General features: G+C 70.8%; 21 protein-coding genes. 14 read left to right on the top strand and 7 right to left on the bottom strand.

Features of this window, described 5'->3' with window-relative positions; all coding sequences use genetic code 11:
* Nucleotides 1-118 precede the first annotated feature (118 nt).
* Complete coding sequence (locus OP04_RS33035; protein ID WP_033343847.1) at nucleotides 119-1,723, top strand: DivIVA domain-containing protein; 1,605 nt, start codon at nucleotides 119-121, stop codon at nucleotides 1,721-1,723.
* A gap of 81 nt (nucleotides 1,724-1,804) precedes the next feature.
* On the opposite strand, the gene OP04_RS33030 is transcribed toward OP04_RS33035, so the two are convergent.
* Nucleotides 1,805-2,026, bottom strand: coding sequence for a DUF2631 domain-containing protein (locus OP04_RS33030; RefSeq protein WP_033343846.1), 222 nt, complete (start codon nucleotides 2,024-2,026; stop codon nucleotides 1,805-1,807).
* Between the two features lie 163 nt (nucleotides 2,027-2,189).
* On the opposite strand from OP04_RS33030, the gene OP04_RS33025 reads away from it, so the two are divergent.
* Together OP04_RS33025 and OP04_RS33020 are read left to right on the top strand one after the other, a co-directional pair.
* Complete coding sequence (locus OP04_RS33025; RefSeq protein WP_033343845.1) at nucleotides 2,190-3,752, top strand: Rieske 2Fe-2S domain-containing protein; 1,563 nt, start codon at nucleotides 2,190-2,192, stop codon at nucleotides 3,750-3,752.
* Nucleotides 3,753-4,417: 665 nt separating this feature from the next.
* The gene (locus OP04_RS33020; protein ID WP_033343844.1) at nucleotides 4,418-5,311 is read left to right on the top strand and encodes an aminoglycoside phosphotransferase family protein; all 894 of its coding nucleotides are present in this window, start codon (nucleotides 4,418-4,420) and stop codon (nucleotides 5,309-5,311) included.
* Here OP04_RS33020 and OP04_RS33015 read toward each other — a convergent pair.
* Together OP04_RS33015 and OP04_RS33010 are read right to left on the bottom strand one after the other, a co-directional pair.
* Nucleotides 5,292-6,854, bottom strand: coding sequence for a phytoene desaturase family protein (locus OP04_RS33015; RefSeq protein WP_033343843.1), 1,563 nt, complete (start codon nucleotides 6,852-6,854; stop codon nucleotides 5,292-5,294). The genes OP04_RS33020 and OP04_RS33015 overlap by 20 nt on opposite strands.
* 9 nt (nucleotides 6,855-6,863) lie before the next feature.
* Complete coding sequence (locus tag OP04_RS33010; protein ID WP_051799462.1) at nucleotides 6,864-7,643, bottom strand: YhjD/YihY/BrkB family envelope integrity protein; 780 nt, start codon at nucleotides 7,641-7,643, stop codon at nucleotides 6,864-6,866.
* An 18-nt stretch (nucleotides 7,644-7,661) separates the two neighbouring features.
* Between OP04_RS33010 and OP04_RS33005 the strand changes: the two genes are divergently transcribed.
* The 5 genes from OP04_RS33005 to ispG are packed head-to-tail and all read left to right on the top strand — an operon-like array spanning nucleotide 7,662 to nucleotide 12,655.
* Complete coding sequence (locus OP04_RS33005; RefSeq protein ID WP_051799461.1) at nucleotides 7,662-8,267, top strand: GNAT family N-acetyltransferase; 606 nt, start codon at nucleotides 7,662-7,664, stop codon at nucleotides 8,265-8,267.
* 24 nt (nucleotides 8,268-8,291) lie between these two features.
* Nucleotides 8,292-8,912 carry a Uma2 family endonuclease gene (locus tag OP04_RS52250; protein ID WP_085066957.1) on the top strand — a complete coding sequence of 207 codons (621 nt, stop codon included), beginning with the start codon at nucleotides 8,292-8,294 and terminating at the stop codon, nucleotides 8,910-8,912.
* Nucleotides 8,913-8,962: 50 nt separating this feature from the next.
* On the top strand, nucleotides 8,963-10,195 hold the full coding sequence (gene dxr, locus OP04_RS32995) for a 1-deoxy-D-xylulose-5-phosphate reductoisomerase (RefSeq protein WP_033343842.1): 1,233 nt from the start codon (nucleotides 8,963-8,965) through the stop codon (nucleotides 10,193-10,195).
* A gap of 5 nt (nucleotides 10,196-10,200) precedes the next feature.
* Nucleotides 10,201-11,460 (top strand): M50 family metallopeptidase, encoded by a 1,260-nt coding sequence (locus OP04_RS32990; protein WP_033343953.1) that lies wholly within the window; start codon nucleotides 10,201-10,203, stop codon nucleotides 11,458-11,460.
* 16 nt (nucleotides 11,461-11,476) lie between these two features.
* Nucleotides 11,477-12,655 carry a flavodoxin-dependent (E)-4-hydroxy-3-methylbut-2-enyl-diphosphate synthase gene (gene ispG / locus OP04_RS32985; protein WP_033343841.1) on the top strand — a complete coding sequence of 393 codons (1,179 nt, stop codon included), beginning with the start codon at nucleotides 11,477-11,479 and terminating at the stop codon, nucleotides 12,653-12,655.
* An 81-nt stretch (nucleotides 12,656-12,736) separates the two neighbouring features.
* Here ispG and OP04_RS32980 read toward each other — a convergent pair whose 3' ends face one another.
* Complete coding sequence (locus tag OP04_RS32980; RefSeq protein ID WP_033343840.1) at nucleotides 12,737-13,345, bottom strand: PadR family transcriptional regulator; 609 nt, start codon at nucleotides 13,343-13,345, stop codon at nucleotides 12,737-12,739.
* Between the two features lie 338 nt (nucleotides 13,346-13,683).
* Between OP04_RS32980 and OP04_RS32975 the strand changes: the two genes are divergently transcribed.
* Complete coding sequence (locus OP04_RS32975) at nucleotides 13,684-14,136, top strand: GNAT family N-acetyltransferase (protein WP_198154061.1); 453 nt, start codon at nucleotides 13,684-13,686, stop codon at nucleotides 14,134-14,136.
* Here the strand turns inward: OP04_RS32975 and OP04_RS32970 are convergent.
* From OP04_RS32970 to OP04_RS32960, 3 genes are all read right to left on the bottom strand, one after another.
* Complete coding sequence (locus OP04_RS32970; RefSeq protein WP_033343951.1) at nucleotides 14,133-14,648, bottom strand: isochorismatase family protein; 516 nt, start codon at nucleotides 14,646-14,648, stop codon at nucleotides 14,133-14,135. The genes OP04_RS32975 and OP04_RS32970 overlap by 4 nt on opposite strands.
* Before the next feature lie 51 nt (nucleotides 14,649-14,699).
* Nucleotides 14,700-16,226: a glycoside hydrolase family 53 protein gene (locus tag OP04_RS32965; RefSeq protein ID WP_033343839.1), complete on the bottom strand. Its 1,527-nt coding sequence runs from the start codon at nucleotides 16,224-16,226 to the stop codon at nucleotides 14,700-14,702.
* Between the two features lie 113 nt (nucleotides 16,227-16,339).
* Entirely contained in the window at nucleotides 16,340-18,343 is a 2,004-nt protein-coding gene (locus OP04_RS32960; protein WP_033343838.1) for a beta-galactosidase, read from the bottom strand.
* Between the two features lie 271 nt (nucleotides 18,344-18,614).
* Here OP04_RS32960 and OP04_RS32955 point away from each other — a divergent pair, with 271 nt between their 5' ends.
* The 5 genes from OP04_RS32955 (at nucleotide 18,615) to OP04_RS32935 (ending at nucleotide 23,930) form a co-directional block, all read left to right on the top strand.
* Nucleotides 18,615-19,919, top strand: coding sequence for an ABC transporter substrate-binding protein (locus OP04_RS32955; protein ID WP_033343837.1), 1,305 nt, complete (start codon nucleotides 18,615-18,617; stop codon nucleotides 19,917-19,919).
* Nucleotide 19,920: 1 nt separating this feature from the next.
* A complete protein-coding gene (locus OP04_RS32950) occupies nucleotides 19,921-20,859 on the top strand; it encodes a carbohydrate ABC transporter permease (protein WP_033343836.1) in 939 nt (312 codons plus the stop codon).
* Nucleotides 20,856-21,737, top strand: a complete 882-nt coding sequence (locus OP04_RS32945) for a carbohydrate ABC transporter permease (protein ID WP_033343835.1) — start codon at nucleotides 20,856-20,858, stop codon at nucleotides 21,735-21,737. The genes OP04_RS32950 and OP04_RS32945 overlap by 4 nt, the downstream gene beginning before the upstream one ends.
* A gap of 26 nt (nucleotides 21,738-21,763) precedes the next feature.
* Nucleotides 21,764-22,795: a LacI family DNA-binding transcriptional regulator gene (locus OP04_RS32940; protein ID WP_033343834.1), complete on the top strand. Its 1,032-nt coding sequence runs from the start codon at nucleotides 21,764-21,766 to the stop codon at nucleotides 22,793-22,795.
* Nucleotides 22,796-22,862: 67 nt separating this feature from the next.
* A complete protein-coding gene (locus tag OP04_RS32935; protein ID WP_033343833.1) occupies nucleotides 22,863-23,930 on the top strand; it encodes a PQQ-dependent sugar dehydrogenase in 1,068 nt (355 codons plus the stop codon).
* Nucleotides 23,931-23,947 lie beyond the last annotated feature (17 nt).

The raw sequence follows: 23,947 nt of genomic DNA, 5'->3' as shown, positions 1-23,947 counted from the left end.
GTGACGTCGATCGTGGCGCACACAGCCGGGACCAAGGTGGAGAGGGTTCACTGATGGCGGCGTACGCGACGAGGGCGCCCGCCGGCGCCGAGCGAGCGAACCGAGACCAGGAGACACAGTGACGAGTCAGGGTCAGCGTTTCCGGAGGCGCGCGCTTCGCCGCGGGTACAAGGTGGAAGAGGTCGACTCGTTCCTCGACCGGGTCGAGGCCACGCTCGCCGGCGAGCAGAGCGGCCCCCCGGTCTCCGCGTCGGAGGTGCACGACGTCGTCTTCCGCGTGCGCTTCGGCGGCTACGACGAGTGGCAGGTCGACCTGCACCTGGACCGGGTGGAGCGGCAGCTCGCCGAGCTCGACGAGCGCGGCGGCGCCCGTGGGCCCGAGCGCGTTCCGGCCGGCGCCGACCGGATGGGCCCGCCCGACCGCATGAGCAGCAGCGGCTTCCCCTCGGGCCCGCAGGGCTTCGACGGCGCGGGCGGTTTCGACGGCCCCGGTGGCTTCGACGGCCCCGGTCGTCCGGACGGTTTCGACGGTCCCGGTCGCCACGGCCCGCCGGACCGGATGGGCCCGCCGGATCGCATGGGCCCTCCCGACCGGATGGGCCCGCCCGATCGCATGGGCCCGCCGGACCGAATGGGGCCTCCCGACCGCATGGGACCTCCCGATCGCATGGGACCACCGGACCGGATGGGACCGCCCGGCGGACGCGTTCCCGCCCGCGCCGGTGGCTTCGACGACGGCCCCCCGCCGTTCGGCGGCTTCGACGAGCCGCGCACCGGCGGTTTCGGCGGCCCGCCGCAGCGCGACCCGCGTGACCGTGGGGGCTTCGACGAGCCGCGCACCGGTGGCTTCGGCGGTCCGCCGCAGCGTGATCCGCGTGACCGCGACCCCCGAGACCGTGATCCGCGTGAGCGTGGCGGCTTCGGCGACGACCCGCGGACCGGCGGTTTCGACGTGCCCCCGCGGGACGACCCGCGGACCGGCGGTTTCGACGTGCCGCCGCGCGACGACCCGCGGACCGGCGGTTTCGACCTGCCCCCGCGCGGTGGCCCGCAGGGTCCCGGACCGCGTGGTCCGCAGGGGCCCGGCGGCTACGACCAGTTCGACGACCGTGACCCGCGTGACCGTGGCGGCAACTTCGAGGCGCCGGGCGGTGGCTTCCCCGGCTTCGAGCCCGGCCGGCACGGCAAGATGGACATGACGGCGGAGATCCGCCTGCCCGAGCTGGAGCGGCGTCCCCGCAACCAGCCGCCCGGCGGTCCGCAGGGTCCCGGCTTCGGCGGTCCGCCGCCCGGTGGCCCCCCGCCCGGCGCGTTCGGCGGCCCGCCGCTGCCACCCGGCGGCGGGCCCGGTGGTGGCCCCGGCGGTTATGACGGCCCGGGTGGTTACGACGGTCCCGGTGGCCCCGGCAACGGCTTCGGCGGCGGCCCGGGTCCGGGCGGCCCCGGCCCCGGTATGGGCGGTGGCGGTGGCGGCGGTGACATGCAGCGGGTGGACCACCTGCGGCGCACGTTCCAGCCGCGGCGGTTCGGCAGCGGGTACGACCCCGACCAGGTGGACCGGCTGTTCGACGAGATCCTCACGGCCATGTCCGGCCGCGGCCCGATGCCGGTGAACGAGAACGATCTGGACACGCTGCAGTTCGGCCTGGTGCCGGGCGGCTACTTCGAGGCCGAGGTGGACGCGGCGCTCAAGGAGGTCAAGGACATCCTGCTGGGCCATTGAGCACTGGCAAAGATCAAGCCCGCTTCCGTCGTACCGTGGAAGCGGGCTTGATCTTTTGGTTCGAAGATCTGTGGGGGAACGCTATTCGCGCAGGCCGGCGCGGCGCAGGACCACGTCGCCGACGAGGATCGCCGCGATGCCCACCGCGATCACGATCAGGAAGATGTCCTCGATCCGGCCCTCGTGGTTTCCGCAGGTCATCGCCAGCAGGCCCAGGATGGTCAGCACCGCCAGGATGCGTCCCGCCTTGCGATTGCCAGGCTTGAGCTGATCGGGCGCGACCACCGGCTCGCTATCCGACACTGTGGGTCCTTCCTCCGCTGTGCGTTCACATCCGCCGGTTAGTCTGACATGCGGTGGATGTTGTGACGCATAAGCCTCCCGGCCGACGCACCGGCGGCGCTTCCCGCGGGTCCGGTAACGTCTGGCTCGAACCACCGCCGTCGTAGCTTAAGGGAGCAGTGCCGTGCGAGTGACGGGAACCGGTCATGCGAGCATGCGGATCGACACCGCTGCCGGAAGCATTCTGACCGACCCCTGGGTCAACCCGGCGTTCTTCGCGTCGTGGTTCCCGTTCCCGGACAACTCGCAGCTGGACTGGGAGTCGCTCGGCAAGGTCGACTACCTCTACGTCTCGCACCTGCACCGCGACCACTTCGACGCGGAGAACCTCAAGCGTCACGTGTCCAAGAAGGCCGCCGTGCTCCTGCCGGAGTACCCGACCAGCGAGCTTGAGGACGAGCTGCGCGAGCTGGGCTTCCGCAGCTTCATCAAGACGAGGAACGAAGAGGTCGTGGAGCTCGACGGCGGGCTCAAGATCATGATCCAGGCGCTGATCTCGCCGACCGACGGCCCGATCGGCGACTCCTCGCTCTGGGTCGAGCACGACGGCATCCGCCTGCTGAACCAGAACGATGCCCGCCCGAGCGACCTGTCCCGCTTCGCCGAGCTGGGCCACGTGCACGCGCACATGCTGCAGTTCTCCGGCGCGATCTGGTACCCGATGGTCTACGAGCTGCCCGAGGCCGCGAAGCGCGCGTTCGGCAAGCAGAAGCGCGAGCGGCAGTTCGACCGCACCTGGCGCTACATCGACGACCTCAAGGCCGACCACGTCTTCCCGATCGCCGGCCCGCCGTGCTTCCTGGACGACTCGCTCTACCAGTTCAACGACATCTTCGGCGACGAGGGCGCGATCTTCCCCGACCAGAGCGTCTTCCTGTCGGAATACGCCAAGGTCGGCGGCACCAACGGCGTCGTCCTGCTCCCCGGCTCCGTCTCCGAGCTGAACACGGAGGGCGGCGTCACCACCGCGCACCCGGTGCCGGTCGACGAGTTCTTCGCGAACAAGGCCGCCCACCTGGAGGAGATGCGGGAGCGCAAGCGCCCGATCATCGAGGCGGAGAAGGCGTCCTGGCGGCACCCGGAGGTCGACGTGCTGGCCGAGATGAAGCGGCGCATCGAGCCGCTGCTCGAGGCGTCGATCTACATGGCCAAGGGCGTCGGCGGCCCGGTCCGCTTCGATCTGGTCGGCTACGACGGCGAGTCCGTCGAGTCCATCGTGGTCGACTTCCCCGGCAAAGAGGTCCGGCAGTACGCGGACGAGAAGGTCCGCTACCGCTTCAAGACCGAGCGCGCGCTGATCGAGCACCTGCTCTTCACCGGCGAGGTCGACTGGGTCAACTCGCTCTTCCTCTCCTGCCGCTTCTCCGCCGCGCGCATCGGGCAGTACAACGAGTTCGTCTACGCGTTCTTCAAGTGCCTCTCCCAGGAGCGCCTGCAGTACGCCGAGGGCTGGTACGACGAGCACGAGCGCGCGGTCGAGGCGGAGAGCATCGAGCTCGGCGACTGGGAGGTCCAGCGCCGCTGCCCGCACCTCAAGGCCGACCTGACCCGCTTCGGCATCGTCGACGGCGACCAGCTCACCTGCCAGCTGCACGGCTGGCGCTTCGACCTCCCCTCCGGCCGCTGCCTCACCTCCGTCGGCCACAAGATCCGCGCCGCCCGCAAGGACGCCCCGGCCGAAGCCTGATCCACCGCTGCGCGGGAAGAGCATCCACATCCTCTTCCCGCTTCCGGCGCGTCTGCTCCCGATTGAGCTTGCCCAGCGACGATCCCGAACCCCGACTTCCCGCTTCCGGCGTGGTCCGGCAGCGTTGCTCCCGCGGGCAAACCTCGCGGCGGGCTCCGCCTGCGCTCCGCACGCCGCATCGGAGCCGGTCCCGTCGTGGTCGGGAAAGATCACGCGATTCCCGCGGTGCCGCCGATTCCCGACCGCGTCGCGAGTTCGCGCGCCGTGGTGCGGTGACGGCTGCCAGGCCTGACGCCGAGATGTCGTGATCCATCTCGTCGGGCCGGCCCGCTTCTGGCGCGATCTATCCGAATCGGAACACGGCTGCGGAACCTGGGATCAGGTGTTCGTGGCGATTCTGTGCTGACCGTCATGAGCTGATATTTCGGGCGTGGGCGCGGTGGTCGGTGACGCCTCGGCAGGCACCAGGCACGGCGGAGCGGCGCGGGCGGGTTTGCCCAGGGGCGCGGAACCGGCGGGGAGGAGCGCCGGCGACGACCGGTGCCCGCGGGAGCATGCGGACCGTCACCACGCCGGAAGCGGGAAGAAGAATGTGGTCTTCGGGGTGTGCCGCGTGTGGCGGTAAAAGGGTTGCCGGTGCGGCGCGGGCGGCTGATGATCGCGGGATGGCGTTGCATGAGGACGAGGTGCCGGCCGGCGAGGCGGTGGTCCGGGGGCTGCTCGTCGCGCAGTGTCCGGAGTGGGCGGAGCTGCCGCTGAGCAGGGCGGGCGCGGGGACGGACAACACCATGTACCGGCTCGGGGACGAGCTGCTGGTCCGGATGCCGCGCCGGCCGTTCACCGCGGGAATGCTGGTCAAGGAGCGGCACTGGCTGCCCCGTCTCGCGCCGCACCTGACGGTGGCGATTCCGGAGCCGGTGCACGAGGGCGCGCCGACGGACGCGTTCCCGCTGCCCTGGTCGGTCTACCGCTGGATCGACGGCGACGAGGCCGGTCCGGGGACCGTGCGGGACTGGGGCGCGTTCGGCCGTGACCTGGCGGAGTTCGTGAACGAGCTGCACGGCACGGACCTGATGGGGGCGACCCGCGACGGCGACCTGTCCTGGTACCGCGGCGGCCTCCTGCGCGACTGCGACGACTGGGTCAGTCCGGGCTTCGCCGCCTGCGAAGGGCTGGTCTCGGACGTGCCCACGCTGGAACGCCTGTGGCGCGAGGCCCTGACGCTCCCCGATCCGGTCGCGCCGCACACCTGGCTGCACGCGGATCTGAAACCGACGAATCTGCTGGTACGCGACGGTGCGCTGCACGCGGTCATCGACTTCGCCGGCATCGCGGTCGGCTTCCCGGACGCGGAGCACGCGCCGGTGTGGGACCTGCCGCCCGAGGCCCGCGACGCCTACTGGAACGTGACCGGCCTCGACGACCTCACCTGGCAGCGCGCCCGCGCCTGGGCGATCGCGCCGGGCGTCAGCGGCCTCTCCTACTACCGCGAGTCGTTCCCCGAGTTCGCCGAGGAGTGCCGCGCGCGCCTGGAGTCGATCATCGCTGGAGCGCGCTGAGGACGGCGCGGGCCGCGTTGTGGCCGGCCGCGCCGATCACGCTGCCGGCCGGGAACGTGCCCGCGCTGCCCGCGAACAGGCCGTCCAGGCCGGTCTCGTACGGCATCCGGTCCGTGAAGGAGACCGTGTTGTCGACGTGGTGGATGTGACCGCCGGTGATGCCGAAGTGGGCCTCGATGCCGGGCGGCGTCAGCGGCACCACGTCCGCGACCAGGTTCCGCGTGCCCGGCGCGTACGACTCGCAGACGTCCAGCAGGCGCTCCACATAGGAGGGCAACAGCGTGTCCCAGCTGCCGGCGGCCGGTGCGTACGGCACCGACTGCACGAACAGCGCGGACGAGTGGTGCCCGGCCGAGTCCTGGAGCGAGTCGTCGACCGTGGTGTGCAGGTACCACTCGACGGTCGGCTCGGACGGCAGCTCACCGGCGACCACCGAGTCCCACATCGCGCGCAGCGAGGCCATCGGCGCACCGCCCGCGGACGAGCCCGGCAGCAGGTGGATCGTGGCGCCGAACGGGCTCGGCGCGCCCGGCGGCAGGCAGGAGAAGGAGGGCAGGCCGGAGAGCGCCAGGTTCACCTTGAGCGTGGTGCCGGTCCGCCGCACCGACCGCATGCGCGCCACCAGCGCCGGGGGCAGCGAACCCTCAGGAACCAGATCCATCAGCCGGTACGGATCGCAGGCGCCGAGCACGACCGAGGACCGGATCGTCCGGCCGTCGGCGAGCGTCACGCCGGACACCGCACCGCCGTCCACGTCGATCGCGCTCACCTCCGTACCCACGAAGATTTTTGCTCCTGAGGAGCGTGCGGCGGACGCGAACGTGGCGGACACCGTGCCCATGCCACCCGCGGCGATCATCCAGGTGCCGTCCGCGCCCGGCAGCCGGCACATGTTGTGGACCAGGAAGTTGTGGCCGGTGCCGGGATCGTCCGGGCCCGCGTTGAGGCCGGACAGCCCGTCGGTCACCGCGTACATGGAGATCAGCAGCTCGGAGTCGAACTCGAACCGGTCGAGGTAGTCGGCGACGGACCCGCGGACCAGGTCGGCGAAGGCCTGTCGCAGCGCGGGCCGGAGGTACCGTTCCGCGGTCTCCTCGACCGGCAGCGGCGGGGCCAGCCAGGCCGGGGCCAGGTCGTCGCGGATCGCGGCCAGCTCGGCCTGCATCGCGTCGTCGGCCTTCACGTCCGCGGCGGAGAAGAACGACGTCATCTGCGCCCGGGTGGACGCACGGTCGCTGCCGAAGAGCAGGTACGGCCCGTCCGGCGTCGGCAGGAAGTAGTGCGGGTCGCGGCGCAGCACCGGGATCTCCACGTCCAGCGTGCGCAGCAGCTCCGGCGGCATGAGCCCCAGCAGGTACGACCCGGTGGAGTGCCGCAGGTCCGGCACGCGCGGGAACGGCGCCTCGGTGCGGGCCGCGCCGCCGAGCACGCCGGCGGCCTCCAGGACCACCACGTCCAGGCCCGCGCGGGCCAGCAGGATCGCGGAGACCAGCCCGTTGTGCCCGGCCCCGACGATGATCACATCGGCTGTGGAGGGAAGCATGGCGTGAGCCTACGGCTTCATGGGCGAGGTGCTCCTGCTCGCCGCGAATCCGGCCAGCACGATCACGTGGAAAAGGTAGAGCCACAGGCCGACCGCGACCACGGCGCCCACCGGATCGAGCCCGCCGAACGGCAGCCCCAGATCCAGCGGCAGCGAGCAGAACAGGATGAAGCCGTGCAGGAAGCCGGACAGGTTCGCGGCCGTGAACGAGCCGACCAGCACGGTCCGCGGCCACCCGGAGCGACGGCCCGGCGCCAGGCCACGGTAGATCCAGATCAGCACCGGCGTCAGCGCCAGCCACACCGCGGCGAACGAGACCACGATGCCGAGCAAACGTGCCCAGCCGCCCTGGTCGAAGAGCCGGGCCGCGTACGGGACGGACGCCAGCGTGGCCGCCAGCAGCCCCGGCGACGCCACCACGATCGGCAGCAGCAGCACCCGCCCGCGCCACCCGGCCAGCGACTCCTGCGGCCCGGCCACGGACACGAACGCCCGCCGCAGCCCCTCGCCGTAGAACGTGGCCGGCAGCAGCGAGGCCAGCGCCAGCATCGGCGTCAGCCCGATACCGGCCTCCAGCAGTGCGGACGCGGCCCGGTCCGCGCCGATCCGGTCCGGCAGCGCCTGGATCGCCGGGTCCGCCAGCGCGCGCATCGCCTCCGCCCCGGCCAGCACGGACGCGGCCCAGATCGCCAGCAGCGCCACCGGCACCACCGCGATCCCGCCGTAGTAGGTGATCGCCGCGGCGTGCAGCGCGATGTCCCGCCCGCGCAACGGCGTGAAGAGCCCCATGACTCTCTCTTTTCCCGGATGACGTCCGCGCACGCTACGGTCGGGCAGGTGGTGACGCTGCGGACAGACCGTTTGGAACTGCGCCCCTGGCGCGAGGACGAGGCCGACCTCGCGCGGCTGCGCGACATCCGGTCCCGGCCGGAGGTGGCCGGCTGGCTCGCCGACCGCCGCCCGGTCACCGAGCCGGCCGCGATCCTGGCCATGGTCCGCCGCTGGGCCACGCTGTCCGAGGAGACGTCCGGCCGCTACGGCGTCTGGGCCGTGCAGCCGCGCGGCACGGACACGGTCGTCGGCGGCGTGGTGCTGAAGCCGCTGCCGGGCCTGGACAACGCGACGTACACCGCTGACATCGAGGCCGGCTGGTTCCTGCACCCCGACTCCTGGGGCCGCGGCTACGCCACCGAGGCGGCCCGCGCGCTGCTCGACCGCGAGTTCGCCGCGGGCGCCCCGGAGATCTACGCGGTCGTCTACCCCGGCAACACCGCCTCGGCCGCGGTCGCCACCCGTCTGGGGATGCGGCCGCTGGGCCTCCGTTCCGACCGCTGGTACGGCGGGACTCCGCTGGAAGCCTTCGTGCGCACGAACGGGGGACGGGGCAGCGCCGGTAGGCTTGCTTCGGCATGATGTTCCGCGGAGAGGGGAGGTCACGTGGGAGCTGAGCCGATTGAAGAGTTCGACGAACCCGCTGTGGAGATGCCAGTCGGACCCTCGTTCCAGTGGCTCGGCATTCGTGACGAGCCCTGGACCTCTCACCTCGCTTTTGAGTTGCTGCCCGAGACCAAGGGTCCTCGGGTGGAGGTCTTCCGTGGGAGTGTCGTCGTGAGTCCGCATGCAGGAGTCAACCATCAGAGCATCGAGCTCAATTTGGCCTTTTTGCTCAAACAGGCGGCACGGCGAGTCGGCTACTTCGGTTATCACGAGATCAATGTGATCTCTGGTGACGACCTGTTCATCCCCGATGTGGTCGTTCTACGCGAATCGGGCGTCGACAAGGCTGGTGTTCCGATCGAGTCCGCCGTGCTGCTGGGCGAGATCGTTTCCGCCGGTAATCGGCGCAAGGACATCATCGACCGCCCCAAGGAGTACGCCGCGGCCGGCGTCCCGTTCTTCCTCCGGGTCGAGTTCCGCAACCGGATCCCGGCGATGGTGCTCCACCAGCTCGTCGACGGCGAGTACCAGCCGCTCGTCGCAGCCGCCGCCGGCACCATGTTCGTGATGAAGGACCCGTTCGCGTTCGAGATCGACCCCGCTGACCTGCTGGACGAGTAGCCCGCCGGGCGTCCGGCGGGCTTCCGGGACCCGTGGGGGAGAATGGGGGCGTGAGTTCGCCTCGGCACATCGTCCTGCTCGGCTCGACCGGGTCCATCGGCACACAGGCCATCGACATCGTGGTGCGCAACCCCGAGCGCTTCACGGTCGTGGCGGTCGGCGCGGGCGGCGGCAACGTCGAGCTGCTGGCCAGACAAGCGCTTGAGCTCGGCGTCGAGGTGGTCGGCGTGGCGAAGGCCACGGCCGCGCAGGATCTGACGCTCGCGTTCTACGCCGAGGCGTCGCGCCGCGGCTGGACCAGCGGCGAGTTCAAGATCCCGAAGATCGTCGCCGGTCCGGACGCGATGGCCGAGCTGGCCGCGCTCCCGTGCGACATCGTGCTCAACGGCGTGGTCGGCTCGCTCGGCCTGGCGCCGACGCTGGCCGCGCTGAAGCACGGCCGCACGCTCGCGCTGGCCAACAAGGAGTCGCTGGTCGCCGGCGGCGCGCTGGTCCGCGCCGCGATCCAGCGCCCGGACCAGATCGTGGCCGTCGACTCGGAGCACTCCGCGCTGGCCCAGTGCCTGCGCGGCGGCAGTGCGGACGAGGTGCACAAGCTGATCCTGACCGCGTCCGGCGGCCCGTTCCGCGGTCGCAAACGGCACGAGCTGCAGGACGTGACGCCGAAGCAGGCGCTGGCGCACCCGACCTGGGACATGGGCCCGGTCATCACCATGAACTCGGCCACACTCGTCAACAAGGGGCTCGAGGTGATCGAGGCCCACGAGCTGTACGGCATTCCGTACGACCGGATCGAGGTCGTCGTGCACCCGCAGTCGATGATCCACTCGATGGTCGAGTTCGTGGACGGCTCCACGCTCACCCAGGCCAGCCCGCCGGACATGCGGCTGCCGATCGCGCTGGCCCTGGGCTGGCCGGACCGCGTGCCGGGCGCGGCGAAGCCGGTCGACTGGAGCACCGCGAGCGCCTGGACGTTCGAGCCGCTGGACAACGAGGCGTTCCCGTCCGTGGCGCTGGCCAAGAAGTCGGGCGCGGAGGGCCGCTGCCGTCCCGCGATCTTCAATGCGGCGAACGAGGAGTGCGTGGCCGCGTTCGCCAGCGGGGATCTGCCGTTTCTGGGCATTGTCGACACCGTCCGTGACGTTCTGGCCGAGGCGCCCGATTTCGGGGAACCGAGTACCGTCGACGACGTGCTTTCTGCCGAGGCCTGGGCGCGGACGCGAAGCCGAGAGATCATTGCGACGAGCGCCGGACAGCCGGCGGGCCTGACCGGGGGAGCCTGATGGGTGTGATGTTCTGGGTCGGCGTGCTGGTCTTCGCGATCGGCCTGATCATTTCGCTGGCCCTGCACGAGGCCGGCCACATGTGGTCGGCACAGCTGTTCAAGATGAAGGTCACCCGGTTCTTCATCGGTTTCGGCCCGACCCTGTTCTCGTTCCGCCGCGGTGAGATCGAGTACGGCGTGAAGGCCATCCCGGCCGGCGCGTTCGTGAAGATCGTCGGCATGGTCCCGCAGGACGACGACGTCGAGCCCGGTGACGAGCCGCGCGCGATGTGGCGGCAGGCGCTCTGGAAGCGGACGATCGTCATGGCCGCCGGCTCCGCGATGCACTTCGCGCTGGGCACGGTGCTGCTCTGGGGCACGTTCGCGTTCGTGCCGTTCAGCAACGCGGCCCAGGTCGACGAGGTCCGCCCCGAGGTCGCCTCGATCTCGGAGTGCACCACCGCGAAGATCCAGGTCGAGAACAAGAAGCAGGTCGTGTGCGACCCGGCCACCAGCCCGCCGAGCGCGGCGAAGGCGGCCGGCCTGCAGCCCGGTGACGTGATCACCGCGGTGAACGGCACGCCCGTGACCGGCTGGGCGCAGATGAGCGGGCTGATCCGGGCCGCCGGCGGCCGGTCCACCACGATCACGTTCGAGCGGGCCGGCGCGTCGCAGACCGCGACCGTCACGATCCCGCTGGCCGAGAAGGTCAAGCAGGACTCGGACGTGCAGACGGTCGAGGACATCACGCCGGACGACATCGAGACGGTCGGCGTGCTCGGCATCTCCCCGGTGATCCCGAAGACGGTGGCCGGCCCCGGCGCCGCGTTCGGGCTCACGTACCACGGCGTCATCGACATGGTGCAGGGCACGTTCGAGTCGCTGAAGCGCATCCCGGAGAAGATCCCGCTGCTCTGGGCCGCGATCGTCGGCGAGGAGCGCGATCCGGAGACGCCGATCAGCGTGCTCGGCGCGACCCGGCTCGGCGGCGAGCTCGTCGAGCGCCAGGAGTACGCGGTCGCGCTCAACCTGCTGGTCGTGCTCAACTTCTTCATCGGCATCTTCAACCTGTTGCCGCTGCTCCCGCTGGACGGCGGCCACATCGCGATCTCCTGGTTCGAGCGCGTCCGGTCGTGGCTCTACGCTCGTCTCGGCCGTCCCGACCCGGGCCGGGTGGACTACTTCAAGTTGATGCCGTTGACCTACGTGGTCATCCTCATCTTCGGGGCGTTCACGCTGCTCACGCTGACCGCCGATATCCTCAACCCGATCACTCTGAACTGAGTCGAAGGACAGCCTTGTGACCGCCATCAGTCTCGGAATGCCCGCCGTCCCCCCGCCGCCACTCGCGGCCCGGCGCGCCAGCCGGCAGATCATGGTCGGATCCGTCCCGGTCGGCGGCGGCGCGCCGGTGAGCGTGCAGTCGATGACCACGACGCTGACGTCCGACATCAACGCCACGTTGCAGCAGATCGCGGAGCTGACCGCGTCCGGCTGCCAGATCGTCCGCGTCGCCGTACCGTCGCAGGACGATGTTCTGGCCCTGCCCGCCATCGCCAAGAAGTCGCAGCTCCCGGTGATCGCGGACATCCACTTCCAGCCGAAGTACGTGTTCGCCGCGATCGACGCGGGCTGCGCGGCCGTCCGGGTCAACCCGGGCAACATCCGCCAGTTCGACGACAAGGTCAAGGAGATCGCGAAGGCGGCCGGCGACGCCAAGGTCCCGATCCGGATCGGCGTCAACGCGGGCTCGCTGGACAAGCGCCTGCTGGAGAAGTACGGCAAGGCGACCGCGGAGGCGCTGGTCGAGTCCGCGCTGTGGGAGTGCTCGCTGTTCGAGGAGCACGGCTTCCGCGACATCAAGATCTCGGTCAAGCACAACGACCCGGTCGTCATGATCCGGGCGTACCGGCAGCTCGCCGAGCAGTGCGACTACCCGCTGCACCTCGGCGTGACCGAGGCCGGCCCGTCCTTCCAGGGCACGATCAAGTCCGCCGTCGCGTTCGGCGCGCTGCTGGCCGAGGGCATCGGCGACACGATCCGCGTCTCGCTCTCCGCGCCGCCGGTCGAGGAGATCAAGGTCGGCAACCAGATCCTGGAGTCGCTGGGCCTGCGCGAGCGCGGCCTGGAGATCGTCTCCTGCCCGTCCTGCGGCCGCGCCCAGGTCGACGTCTACACGCTGGCCGAGCAGGTCACGGCCGCGCTCGACGGCTTCCCGGCGCCGCTGCGCGTCGCGGTCATGGGCTGCGTGGTGAACGGTCCCGGTGAGGCCCGCGAGGCCGACCTGGGTGTCGCATCCGGCAACGGCAAGGGCCAGATCTTCGTCAAGGGCCAGGTCATCAAGACCGTGCCGGAGTCGATGATCGTCGAGACGCTGGTCGAGGAGGCGCTGCGCCTCGCCGACGAGATGGGCACGGAGCTCCCGGAGGAGCTCCGCGACCTGCTGCCCGCCACGAAGCCGATCGTGACGGTCCACTAGGGCCTGGGTCCGGTTGACGGGGCGGAGCCCCGGGCCTGCTTCCACCAGGCCCGGGGCTCCGCTCTTCTTCGTGGTCACCCGTCACTCGTCCGCGGCGAGAATCGCGTACAGCTTCCGCCGCGTCTCGGTGAGCACCTCCAGCGCCTGCTGCCGCTGCTCCGGCGTGCCGTTGATCCCGACCTCCTTCAGCGCGTTCATGATCCCGAACGCGGCCTGCCGGAAGTCGTGCGCCTGCGACACGTGCTCGTCGCCGAACTCGGCCCACGGCGGGTTCTCCGCCGCGCCGGCCGCCGCCTCGCGCCCGGCCTCGGTCAGCGAGAACTGCTTCCGCCCGCCGGCCGTCTCCGCGACGATCAGCCCCTCGTCCTCGAGCAGCTGCAGCGTCGGGTAGATCGACCCCGGGCTCGGCTTCCAGATGCCGCCGGTGCGCTGCTCCAGCTCCTGCATCATCTCGTAACCGTGCATCGGCCGCTCGATCAGCAGTGCCAGCACGGCCGCGCGCACATTCCGCCCGCGCCCGCCGCGCCCGCGCCCGTGGTGCCCGCCCGGCCCGTGATGCGGCCCGCCGTGCCCCGGCCCGTGCCCCGGTCCACCGGGCCCCCACGGCCCCATCCCCGGCCCGAACGGCGGGAACCCGAACCCCCGCCGCCGCGCCTCTTCGCCCCAGAACTCCCTGTTGAAGCCCTTCATGACTCTTCTCCATCCTGCCGCCGCGATTATCGGCGTGCCATCGCTGATACTTCGACGATATATCGGAAACCTATCGCCGCCAACCCTGAGAGCAACCCCGAAGATCAACCCCTAGGTCTTCCCGCTTCCAGCGTGGTGGCGGTCCGCATGCTCCCGCGGGCCAACCTCGCTGCGCGCCAAGACTCCGCCGGCGCTCCGCTTGCCGCTTCGCGTCGGAGCCGGTCCCGTCGTGCACGGACACGCGCGGCCCCCGCGCCGCCTCGCGTCCCGCCGGCGTCGCACGCCGCGCGGCCCGGGGGTGGCCGGGAATGCCGGTGGTCCGGGCCACACTGGTCACCATGAGCGATGAGGTGACGCTGCGCGATGTCGTCGACGCCGATCTGGAGGCGTTGTTCGTGCAGCAGCTGGACCCCGAGGCGGCCGAGCGGGCGCGATTCCCCAGCCGCGACCGCGACACGTTCATGACCCACTGGGCCACCCGGATCCTCGGCGACCCGCAGGTCTTCGTCCAGACCGTCTCGGTCGACGGCGAGACCGCCGGGAGCATCGTCGCCTGGTGGGAGGAGAACCGACGCTTCCTCGGCTACTGGTTCGGCCGTGCCTGGTGGGGACGGGGCATCGGCACACGATCCCTCGCCCTGTTCCTGGAGCGGGAACGGACCCGCCCGATCTACGCCGACCCGTTCGAGGGCAACACCGCCTCCGTGCGCCTCCTGGAGAAGTCCGGCTTCCGGCGCGACGGGACCGTGCGGCACGGGGAGAACACGCACGTCATGCTGGTGCTGGATTAGAGCAGCGGCAGGATCTCCGCGGTGGGGAGCACGGTGCCGAAGCGGGGGAACAGCACGGTGAGCGCGTGCGTGTGCTCGGTCTCGGTCACGCCGCTCATCGCGTCCGCGGCGAAGATCAGGTCGAAGCCGTGGTCGGCCGCGGCGCGGGCGGTGGACTCGACGCCCATGGTGGTGGCGATGCCGGCCATGACGACCGTGGTGATGCCGCGTTCGCGGAGGCGGTCGGCGAGGCCGGTGCCGTAGAACGCGCCGATCGTGCGCTTGACCACGACCAGGTCCTGCTCGTGCGGGGCCAGTTCGGGGACGAGATCGCTGCCGGGCGGCTGTTCCGCGACGTCCGGGCGCTCGACGCGGACCAGCACGACCGTGCCACCGCCGTCCCGCACGGCGGAGGCGAGCGTGACCGTGCGCGCGACCACGTCGGCGCCGAGGTGCGGGCCCAGATCCCGCGTGACGATCCGGGGCATGAGGTCGACGGCGATCAGCGCGGTGCGCGCGGCGGTGAGCTGCATGCGCCGAGTGTGCCAGGCCGGGCGCGCACCGCGCCCGGCCTGACCGGACACTCAGAAGCGGCTGAAGACCCTCAACGCGGGCAGCGCGCGCCCGCTGTAGTCGAAGAGCGCCTGGTTCTCCCACCCGTCGCCGGAGGCGGGATCGGCCGGGTCCCAGCCGGCGCCGGCGACCGCGGTCCAGGTCGGCTCCCAGTAGAAGACGCCGAGCGCGCCCGGCACGCCGTCGACCACGGTCAGGATGTCGCGCAGCGCGTCGGACTGCCCGCGCGGCGTCGCCGGATAGCCGCCGGTCGCGGCCAGCGACGCGGTGAAGATGTTCGCCTCGTGGTCGTTCTCCGCGGTGGTGAAGCCGTAGGCGGTCTCCGCGACCATGACCGGCTTGCCGTACCGCGTGGAGAGGTCCATCAGGTTCGCCTGCAGCGCGCCGAGCGTGCCGTGCCAGTAGACGTAGTGCGAGACCGCGATGACGTCGAACGGGACGCCGCGCGCCACGGCCTGGTCGAACCACCAGCGGTGCCCGCCGTTGTCGCCGCCCTCCGCGAGGTGCAGCACGACCTTGGTGGACGGTGACGCGGCCGTGACCGCGTTGCTGCCGGCGGTGAGCAGCGCGGCGAGCCCGTCCCAGTTGTCCCAGCGGCCGTCCGGCCACAGCAGGCCGCCGTTGATCTCGTTGCCGACCTGCGCCATGTCGGCCGGGGTTCCCTGCGCACGCAGCGCCGCGAGCACCGTGTACGTGTGGTCGTAGAGCGCGTCCACCAGCCCGTCGAACGACAGCGAGGCCCAGGCGGCCGGCTTGTTCTGCTTGCCCGGGTCGGCCCAGGCGTCCGAGTAATGGAAGTCGATCAGGAGTTTCTGGCCGGCCGCGTGGGCGCGGCGGGCCTTCGCCAGCGTGTCCGCGAGATCGTTGTAGCCGTCCGCCGGATCCACCCAGACCTTGAGCCGGATGTAGTTGACGTCGTTCGCCGCCAGCAGCGAGAACGGGTCCCGGCGCGGGCCGGAGAAGTCACGGTAGACCGCGCCGTGGTCCTCGTTCTTCGAGAGGTGCGAGACGTCCGCGCCCCGGACGGCGAGGCCGGCATCCGAGGGGGACCGGCCGAACGTGACGGCGTCGAAGTTCGTCCACTGGCCGGCCGCCGCGTCCGAGTGCAGCACGATCGTGCACCGGCCACCGGTGACGTTAACGGTGACGGCGATCCGGACCCAGCCCTCGCCGGTACGCGGAATCGCCGCCCGCTCCTCGGCCGAGCCGCAGTGGCGGAGCGAGACGTACGCGTCCGGCTGGTTGCCGTCCGACCGCACGCGCACGCTGAGCGTGTGCGGCCCGCGGGCGAGCCCGGTGACCGCCTGCGAGGTCTCCACCCGGTAGGCGGCGGCGGACCGGTGGGTGAGCTGTGCGGCACCTTCGTAACCACCGGCCTCGGTGAACGAGGCGGCGCGGCTGCCGCTCTCCGACCAGCCCGCACCACCCGCCTCGAAGCCGGGATCGGCCACGGTGGACGACGCGGCGGACGCCGGGCCGGCGGCGGTGAGGACGAGGCCGAGGGAGAGGACCGATATCAGGACGGGTCTGCGAAGCATGACGGGCTCCTCGTGAATGCTGTGAGCGCTCACAGTCCGTCGACGTGGGTGTGAACCCGGAAACCTCGACGTAACGCTGTGAGCGCTCACGGAACCATTCACCCGGATCGCTGTCAAGCCCCGGCGTGCAGCACCCGCACCTCGCCGGCGGGCACGACCGCGTTCCCGTCCACTGCGGACCCGGTGATCAGCTCCGACGCGAAGGATCCGGGGACGGAGACGTCCGCATCGGTGTGGTTCAGCACGATCGTGTAGTCGCCGCGCCGTACCACCTCCACGCCCGCGGGCAGGTCGCGCGCGGGCAGGCCGAGCCCGGCCGTGAACGCGTCCAGCGATTCGCCGGTCAGCCGCGTGGAGACGTAGATCGCCCGGCCCTCGCCGTAGGCGTGCGACGTGATCGCCGGGAGCCCGGCCGCCGGACCGTCCACGTAGGAGGCCAGCACGGTCGCGCCGTCCAGCTGAAGCCGCTCGGCCCAGACGTCGCCGACCATGCCGGAGTCGAGCGCCACCGCCTCGCCGGCGTGCAGCGGCAGGAACTCCTCCACGCGCAGGCCGAGCACGTCGCGCAGCGCGCCCGGATAGGCGCCCGGGTGCACGGCGTCGTTCTCGTCCACGATGCCGGAGAAGTAGGAGACGACGAGCGTGCCGCCGCCCGCGACGTACTCACGCAGGTTCGCGGCGGCCGAGGCGGTGAGCAGGTAGCTGGCCGGCGCGATGACCAGCGGATATTTCGACAGGTCCGCAGAAGGCCGGGCGAAGTCGACGGTCACGTGCCGCCGCCACAGCGCCTCGTAGAACGCCTCCTGCCGCTCCCGGAACGTGAGCTCGGAGGACGGCCGCCACGGCAGCTCCAGCGCCCACCACGACTCCCAGTCCCAGAGCATGGCCGCGTCCGCGGTGACGGCCGTGCCGCGCACCGGCTGGAGTGCGGACAGCGAGGCGCCCAGCGACACGACGTCCCGCCAGATCCGGGTGTCGGTGCCGCCGTGCGGCAGCATCGCGGAGTGGAACTTCTCGGCGCCGATCCGGGAGGCGCGCCACTGGAAGAACATGATGCCGTCCGCGCCCCGGGCCAGGTGGGCGAGGCTGTTGCGTACCATCTCGCCCGGCTTTTTCGCGATGTTGCGGGGCTGCCAGTTGACCGAGCCGGTGGAGTGTTCCATCAGCAGCCAGGGCGTGCCGCCCGCGACGGACCGGGTCAGGTCCGCGCACATGGCCAGCTCGATGTGGTTGTCCGGGCGCTCGGCCTGCAGGTAGTGGTCGTTCGAGATCACGTCGACCTCGGCGGCCCAGGTCCAGTAGTCGATGTTCTTGCAGTTCGCCAGCATGAAGTTGGTGGTGACCGGGATCCCGGGCGACAGCGTGTGCAGCAGGTCTCGCTCGCGGCGGAAGTTCGCCAGGTGCGCGTCCGAGGAGAAGCGGTAGAAGTCCAGCTCCTGGGCGGGGTTGACCGCGGTCGGCGCCACGATCGGCGGTGCGATCTCCTCCCAGTCGGAGTACCGCTGACTCCAGAACGTGGTGCCCCAGGCCGCGTTCAAGGCCTCTAAAGTCTGATATTTCGTGATCAGCCACTCGCGGAACGCGGCGGCGGAGACCGGGCAGTAGCAGAGCGCGTTCGCGCCGCCGTACTCGTTGTGCGAGTGCCAGAGCACCACGGCGGGGTGGTCCGCGTAGCGGCGGCCCAGCTCGGAGGTGATGCCGGCCGCCGCCGCGCCATAGTGGGGCGAACTCGGGCAGAACGTCTGCCGTGCGCCCCCGCCCAGCGGCGTCCCCTCCCGCGTCCACGGCCGCGCGTCCGGGAACGCGCGCAGGAACCACGGCGGCGGCGCCGCGGTCGGCGTGGCCAGGTCCACCGCGATTCCGTGCGCGTGCATCAGGTCGAGGAGCCGGTCCAGCCAGCCGAACTCGTACCGCCCCGGCGTCGGCTCGAGCATCGCCCAGCTGAAGATGCCCACGCTGACCAGGTTGACGCCGGCCTCGCGCATCAGCGCCGCGTCCTCGGCCCAGACCTCCTCCGGCCACTGCTCCGGGTTGTAGTCGCCGCCGTAGGCGATCCGGTCCAACCGGGGGATGAGCGGCGCGGCCTGCGGTACCGCCAACTGAGACACCTGGACCATGTGCGGCTCCGAACTGTGAACGCTCCCAACGTATGCGACGCATGATTGCACAGCTTTGAACAGCGCCGCCAACAGGAAAAGTGGCCCTTGACACTGTGCGTGTTGCGAGCAAGGCTGTGAGCGCTCACAGTTGTTCACACGCCGGTAACGCCGGCACTCACCGGGTCGGCACGCCATGGGCACCCGTGAAGCCGGCCCGATCCCCGCGTCGCAGGTAGGCCGCCCGCATTCAGGGCGAAACCGCACGTAGATACTCGAAGAAAGGCTCCCGATGAGGCCTTCGATAGGCAAGTCCCTCGCCGCCGCCGCGCTGGCGACCACGCTGCTGGCCACCGCCGCCTGTTCCGGTGGCGGCGACACGGAGGAAGAGCCCACCGGCCCGGTCGAGCTGAGCTTCTGGTCCTGGGCTCCCGGCATCGAGAAGACCGTCGACCTGTGGAACTCGCAGAACCCCGAGATCAAGGTGGTGCTGAGCAAGCAGGCCGGCGGCGCGGACATCGTCACCAAGCTGCTCACCGCCGCGAAGGCCGGCAACCCGCCGGACCTGGCCCAGGTGGAGTACCAGTCGCTGCCCACGCTGGTCAGCAACGACGTGCTGGCGGACATCGCGGAGCAGACGAAGGACGTCAAGGACAAGTTCCCGGCCGGCGCCTGGCAGCAGGTCACGCTGGGCACCGAGGCCGTCTACGCGATCCCGCAGGACTCCGGGCCGATGATGCTCTACTACCGCGAGGACATCTTCAAGGAGATGGGCCTGACGGTGCCGAAGACGTGGGACGAGTTCGCCGCGACCGCGCGCACCGTGCGGCAGAAGGACAGCGCGAAGTACCTGACCACGTTCTCCGCCGCGGACCCGGGCTGGTTCGCCGGGCTCGCGCAGCAGGCCGGCGCGTCCTGGTGGGGCATCGACGGCGAGACCTGGAAGGTGTCGGTCAACGACGCCGCCACGAAGAAGGTCGCCGACTACTGGGGTGGCCTGGTCACCGAGGGCGCGATCTCCGGCAACCCGATGTATACGCCGGAGTGGAACAAGTCGCTCAACGACGGCACGATCATCGCCTGGCCGAGCGCGGTCTGGGGCCCCGGCGTGCTGGAGGGCAACGCGCCCGACACCAAGGGCAAGTGGGCAATGGCGCCGCTGCCGCAGTGGTCCGCCGGTGAGAACAAGACCGGCAACTGGGGCGGCTCGACGACCGGCGTGACCGCGGCGTCCAAGCACAAGACCGCGGCCGTCAAGTTCGCCACCTGGATGAACACGGACACGGCCGCGACCGACTCGCTGATCACCTCCGGCGCGATCTACCCGGCGGCCAGCGCGGCGCAGGCCAGCCAGCACCTGCAGGCCCCGCCCGCGTTCTTCCCGCAGCAGGCCGACTTCTACACCTCGGCCAAGACGATCGCGGACTCCGCGGCCGGCTTCACCTGGGGGCCGAACACGAACGTCACGTACGACACGTACAAGGACGCGTTCGCCAAGGCGATCACGGACAAGACGCCGTTCTCCGCCGCGCTGGACGTGATGCAGTCGGCCACGGTCGCCGACATGCAGAAAAACGGCTTCACGGTCGCCGGCTGACATGAGCGCCACGGCCACCACCGGCCGGAAGCGGAAGGGTACGGCGCCCCGCGGGGTGCCGTACCTCTTCCTCGCCCCGGCGATCATCCTGTTCACGCTCTTCCTGCTGCTGCCGATCGGCTACGCGATCTACCTGAGCTTCCGCCAGATCAAGGTCAGCGGGCTCGGCCTCGGCAAGGGCTCCCGCACCGAGATCTGGGCGGGCCTCGACAACTACGCGAGCGCGCTCGGCGACCCGGAGCTGCTCGGCAGCGCGCTGCGCGTGCTCGCGTACGGCCTGGTCCTGCTCCCGATCATGCTTGGCCTGGCACTGCTCTTCGCGCTGCTGCTTGACGCGCCGCGGGTGCGGTTCGGCCGGTTCGCGAAACTGGCGATCTTCCTGCCGTACGCGGTGCCCGGCGTGATCGCCAGCATGCTCTGGGGCTTCCTCTACCTGCCCGCGGTCAGCCCGTTCAACGACGTGATCGGCGCGCTCGGCCTCCCCGAGCCGAACATGCTCGGCGGCGGCTCCGTCTTCTTCGCGATCGTCAACATCGCGGTCTGGGGCGGCGTCGGCTTCAACATGATCGTGCTGTTCACGTCGCTGCGCGCGGTGCCGGGCGAGATCTACGAGTCCGCCTCGATCGACGGCGCGTCCGACCTGCAGATCGCGTTGCGCATCAAGATCCCGTTGCTGATGCCGTCGCTGATCATGACCACGGTCTTCTCGCTGATCGCCACGCTCCAGGTCTTCACGGAGCCGCTGACGATCCGCTCGCTGACCAACTCGATCTCGTCCACCTGGACGCCGCTGATGAAGGTCTACCGGGACGCGTTCTCGCAGAACGACATCTACTCCGCGGCCGCCAGCTCCGTCGTGATCGCGGTGGTCACGCTGGTGCTGTCCTTCGGTTTCCTCCGCCTGGTGTCACGCCAGGCCTTCGGCGGTGAGAACAGATGACCACGGTTCTTCACGATCAAGATCTCGCCACGGTACGGGCGGGAGCGCGCAAACGTACCTCCTGGCTCGGCTCGTCGATCCTGATCCTCGGCGCCGTCTACTGCCTGCTGCCGATCGCCTGGGTGGTCGCCGCGTCGACCAAGAACGGCTCGGACCTGTTCACCACGTTCACGTTCGCGCCCGGCACCGGCTTCCTCGAGAACCTGTCCGACCTGTCCTCGACCGGCGACGGCATCTACTGGACGTGGCTGTTCAACACCGCGATCTACGCGGGCGTGGGCGGCGTGCTGTCCGCGCTGGTCTCCGGCATCTCCGGCTACACCCTGGCCAAGTACCGGTTCGCCGGGCGGAACGCGATCTTCAACGTGCTGCTGGCCGGCGTGCTCGTGCCCGGCATCACGCTCGCCGTCCCGCAGTACCTGCTGCTGGCGAAGGTCGGCCTGACCGACACCTACTGGGCGGTGCTGCTGCCGCAGATCATCAGCCCGTACGGCATCTACCTGGCCCGGATCTACGCGGCCGCGGCCGTGCCGGACACCGTGGTCGAGGCCGCGCGCACGGACGGGGCCGGCGAGTTCCGGATCTTCGCCCGCGTCGGGCTGCCGATGATGGTGCCGGGGCTGGTGACCGTGTTCCTGTTCCAGTTCGTCGCGATCTGGAACAACTTCCTGCTGCCGTTCATCATGCTCTCGTCGGACGACAAGTTCCCGGTCACCGTGGGCCTGTTCACGCTGCTCAACCAGGGTGCGACCGTGCCGGCGCTCTACAGCCACGTGATCATCGGCTCGTTGCTGTCGATCATTCCGCTGATCGCGCTGTTCCTCACGCTGCAGCGGTACTGGCGGACCGACCTGATCTCCGGTGCGGTGAAGGGCTGATGTGTCCGTGCAGGAGAATGTGATCCGTGGCTGATCCGAACCGTTCCCGCAGCACCCGCCCGCAGCGTCAGCGCCCGACGATGGACGACGTCGCCGCGGTCGCGGGTGTCTCGCGGGGCACGGTCTCCCGCGTGCTCAACGGCGGCCACAACGTCAGCGGCCCCGCGCTGGAGGCGGTCGAGCGCGCGATCCGCAAGACCGGCTACGTGGTCAACCAGCACGCGCGCAGCCTGGTCACCCAGCGGTCCGACTCGGTTGCGTTCATCCTCTCCGAGCCGCAGGACCGGCTCTTCGAGGATCCGAACTTCAACAACCTGCTGCGCGGCTGCACCCAGGTGCTCGCGGAGCACGACATCACGCTGCTGCTCACCGTGGCCGGCACCAGCGAGGACCGCAAGCGCATCGGCCGCTGGGTCACAGCCGGGCACGTGGACGGCGCGCTCGTGGTCTCCAACCACCTGGGCAGCCCGCTGCTGGACGAGCTGAAGGGCCGCGGGCTGCCGTTCGTGGTCTGCGGCCGGCCGCTCGGCCACGAGCGCGAGGTCAGCTACGTGGCGGCGGACGACCGGGACGGCGCGCGGCAGATGGTCACCTACCTGCGCTCGCGCGGGCACCAGAAGATCGGCATCATCGCCGGGCCGCTGGACACGTCCGGCGGCGTCGACCGGCTGGCCGGCTACCGCGACGTGGTGACGGACGCGACGCCGGCCATGATCGAGGGCGGCGACTACAGCCAGGCGTCCGGCGAGGCCGCGATGGAACGGCTGCTGCGCGCCAGTCCGGACCTGGACGCGGTCTTCGTCTGCTCGGACCTGATGGCGGTGGGCGCGATCTCGTACCTGCAGCGGGCCGGCCGGAGCGTCCCGGGCGACATCGCGATCGCCGGCTTCGACGACTCCAAGGTCGCGACCACCACCTCGCCCAGCCTGACCACGATCCGCCAGCCGTTCAACCGGGTCAGTCAGGAGATGGTGCGGCTGCTGCTGGCCCACATCGCGGGCGAGGAGCACGCCGCGGTCATCCTGCCGACCGAGTTGATCATTCGTGAGTCCGCTTAGAGTCGATTGATCACGGGTACGGTGCATTCGGGGACATTCATCGATTTGAATCGAGGAGGTTCGCGACATGCGGAGAACCACTGCAGTGACCTCGGTGGTCACGCTCGGCCTGGCGCTGGCGGGCGCGGTGACCGTGAACGCGGCGGCGCAGGCGGATGCCGTACCCCTGGCTGAGGGTTTTGATTTTGATGCCCCTTCGGTCGTGGCCCAGGGCCTCGAAGTGCCGTGGGGCCTGACCTGGCTGCCGAACGGCGACGCGCTGGTCGCGGAGCGAATGACCGCCCGGCTGCTGCGCCTCCCCGCCGCCGGCGGCACACCGGTCGTGGCCGGCGTCGTGCCCGGCGTGTCACCGGTCGGCGAGGCCGGCCTGCTCGGGCTGGCCGTGTCGCCGGACGAGTGGGTCTACGCCTACCTGACCAGCGCGTCCGACAACCGGATCGTGCGCTTCCGGCTGAACGCGACAGGTACGCCGGAGACGATCCTGACCGGCATCCCGCGCGGCAGCATCCACGCGGGCGGGCGCATCGCGTTCGGCCCCGACGGCAAGCTCTACGCCGGCACCGGCGACGCCGGCAACACCGCGAACGCGCAGAACCCCGCCAGCCTCGGCGGCAAGATCCTCCGCCTGAACCCGGACGGCTCCGTGCCCGCCGACAATCCCACGCCCGGCTCCCCGGTCTACACGCTCGGCCACCGCAACGTGCAGGGCCTGGCCTGGGACGCGACCGGGCGCCTCTACGCCTCCGAATTCGGCCAGAACACCTGGGACGAGGTCAACCTGATCCGCCCCGGCGCCAACTACGGCTGGCCGACCGTCGAGGGCATCGGCGGCGACGCACGCTTCACCGACCCACTCGTCGTCTGGTCCACCGCGGAGGCCTCCCCGAGCGGCGCCGCCATCGCCGGCTCCACGCTCTACGTCGCCGCCCTCCGCGGCGCCCGCCTGTGGACCGTCCCGCTCACCGGTTCCGGCGGCGTCGGCACTCCCGTCGCCGAACTCCAGTCCCAGTTCGGCCGCCTGCGCACGGTCGCCGTCGCCCCCGACGGCTCCCTCTGGACAGCCACCAGCAACCGCGACGGCCGAGGCTCCCCGATCCCCGCCGACGACCGCATCCTCCGCTTCCCGCCGGCCTGACCGATCCTCACCGCCGA

It is taken from the genome of Catenuloplanes japonicus (assembly GCF_000717135.1).
In the GTDB taxonomy this organism is placed as follows: Bacteria; Actinomycetota; Actinomycetes; order Mycobacteriales; family Micromonosporaceae; genus Catenuloplanes; species Catenuloplanes japonicus.
This window is presented reverse-complemented; position numbering and strand designations above follow the sequence as displayed.

What these genes read in the sequence shown, in the direction of transcription:
- OP04_RS33020 (WP_033343844.1), top strand. Translation starts at nt 4,418, where the DNA reads ATGGCGTTGCATGAGGACGAGGTGCCGGCCGGCGAGGCGGTGGTCCGG.
- OP04_RS33015 (WP_033343843.1), bottom strand. Translation starts at nt 6,854, where the DNA reads ATGCTTCCCTCCACAGCCGATGTGATCATCGTCGGGGCCGGGCACAAC.
- OP04_RS33010 (WP_051799462.1), bottom strand. Translation starts at nt 7,643, where the DNA reads ATGGGGCTCTTCACGCCGTTGCGCGGGCGGGACATCGCGCTGCACGCC.
- OP04_RS33005 (WP_051799461.1), top strand. Translation starts at nt 7,662, where the DNA reads ATGACGTCCGCGCACGCTACGGTCGGGCAGGTGGTGACGCTGCGGACA.
- OP04_RS32980 (WP_033343840.1), bottom strand. Translation starts at nt 13,345, where the DNA reads ATGAAGGGCTTCAACAGGGAGTTCTGGGGCGAAGAGGCGCGGCGGCGG.
- OP04_RS32975 (WP_198154061.1), top strand. Translation starts at nt 13,684, where the DNA reads ATGAGCGATGAGGTGACGCTGCGCGATGTCGTCGACGCCGATCTGGAG.
- OP04_RS32970 (WP_033343951.1), bottom strand. Translation starts at nt 14,648, where the DNA reads ATGCAGCTCACCGCCGCGCGCACCGCGCTGATCGCCGTCGACCTCATG.
- OP04_RS32965 (WP_033343839.1), bottom strand. Translation starts at nt 16,226, where the DNA reads ATGCTTCGCAGACCCGTCCTGATATCGGTCCTCTCCCTCGGCCTCGTC.
- OP04_RS32960 (WP_033343838.1), bottom strand. Translation starts at nt 18,343, where the DNA reads ATGGTCCAGGTGTCTCAGTTGGCGGTACCGCAGGCCGCGCCGCTCATC.
- OP04_RS32955 (WP_033343837.1), top strand. Translation starts at nt 18,615, where the DNA reads ATGAGGCCTTCGATAGGCAAGTCCCTCGCCGCCGCCGCGCTGGCGACC.
- OP04_RS32950 (WP_033343836.1), top strand. Translation starts at nt 19,921, where the DNA reads ATGAGCGCCACGGCCACCACCGGCCGGAAGCGGAAGGGTACGGCGCCC.
- OP04_RS32945 (WP_033343835.1), top strand. Translation starts at nt 20,856, where the DNA reads ATGACCACGGTTCTTCACGATCAAGATCTCGCCACGGTACGGGCGGGA.
- OP04_RS32935 (WP_033343833.1), top strand. Translation starts at nt 22,863, where the DNA reads ATGCGGAGAACCACTGCAGTGACCTCGGTGGTCACGCTCGGCCTGGCG.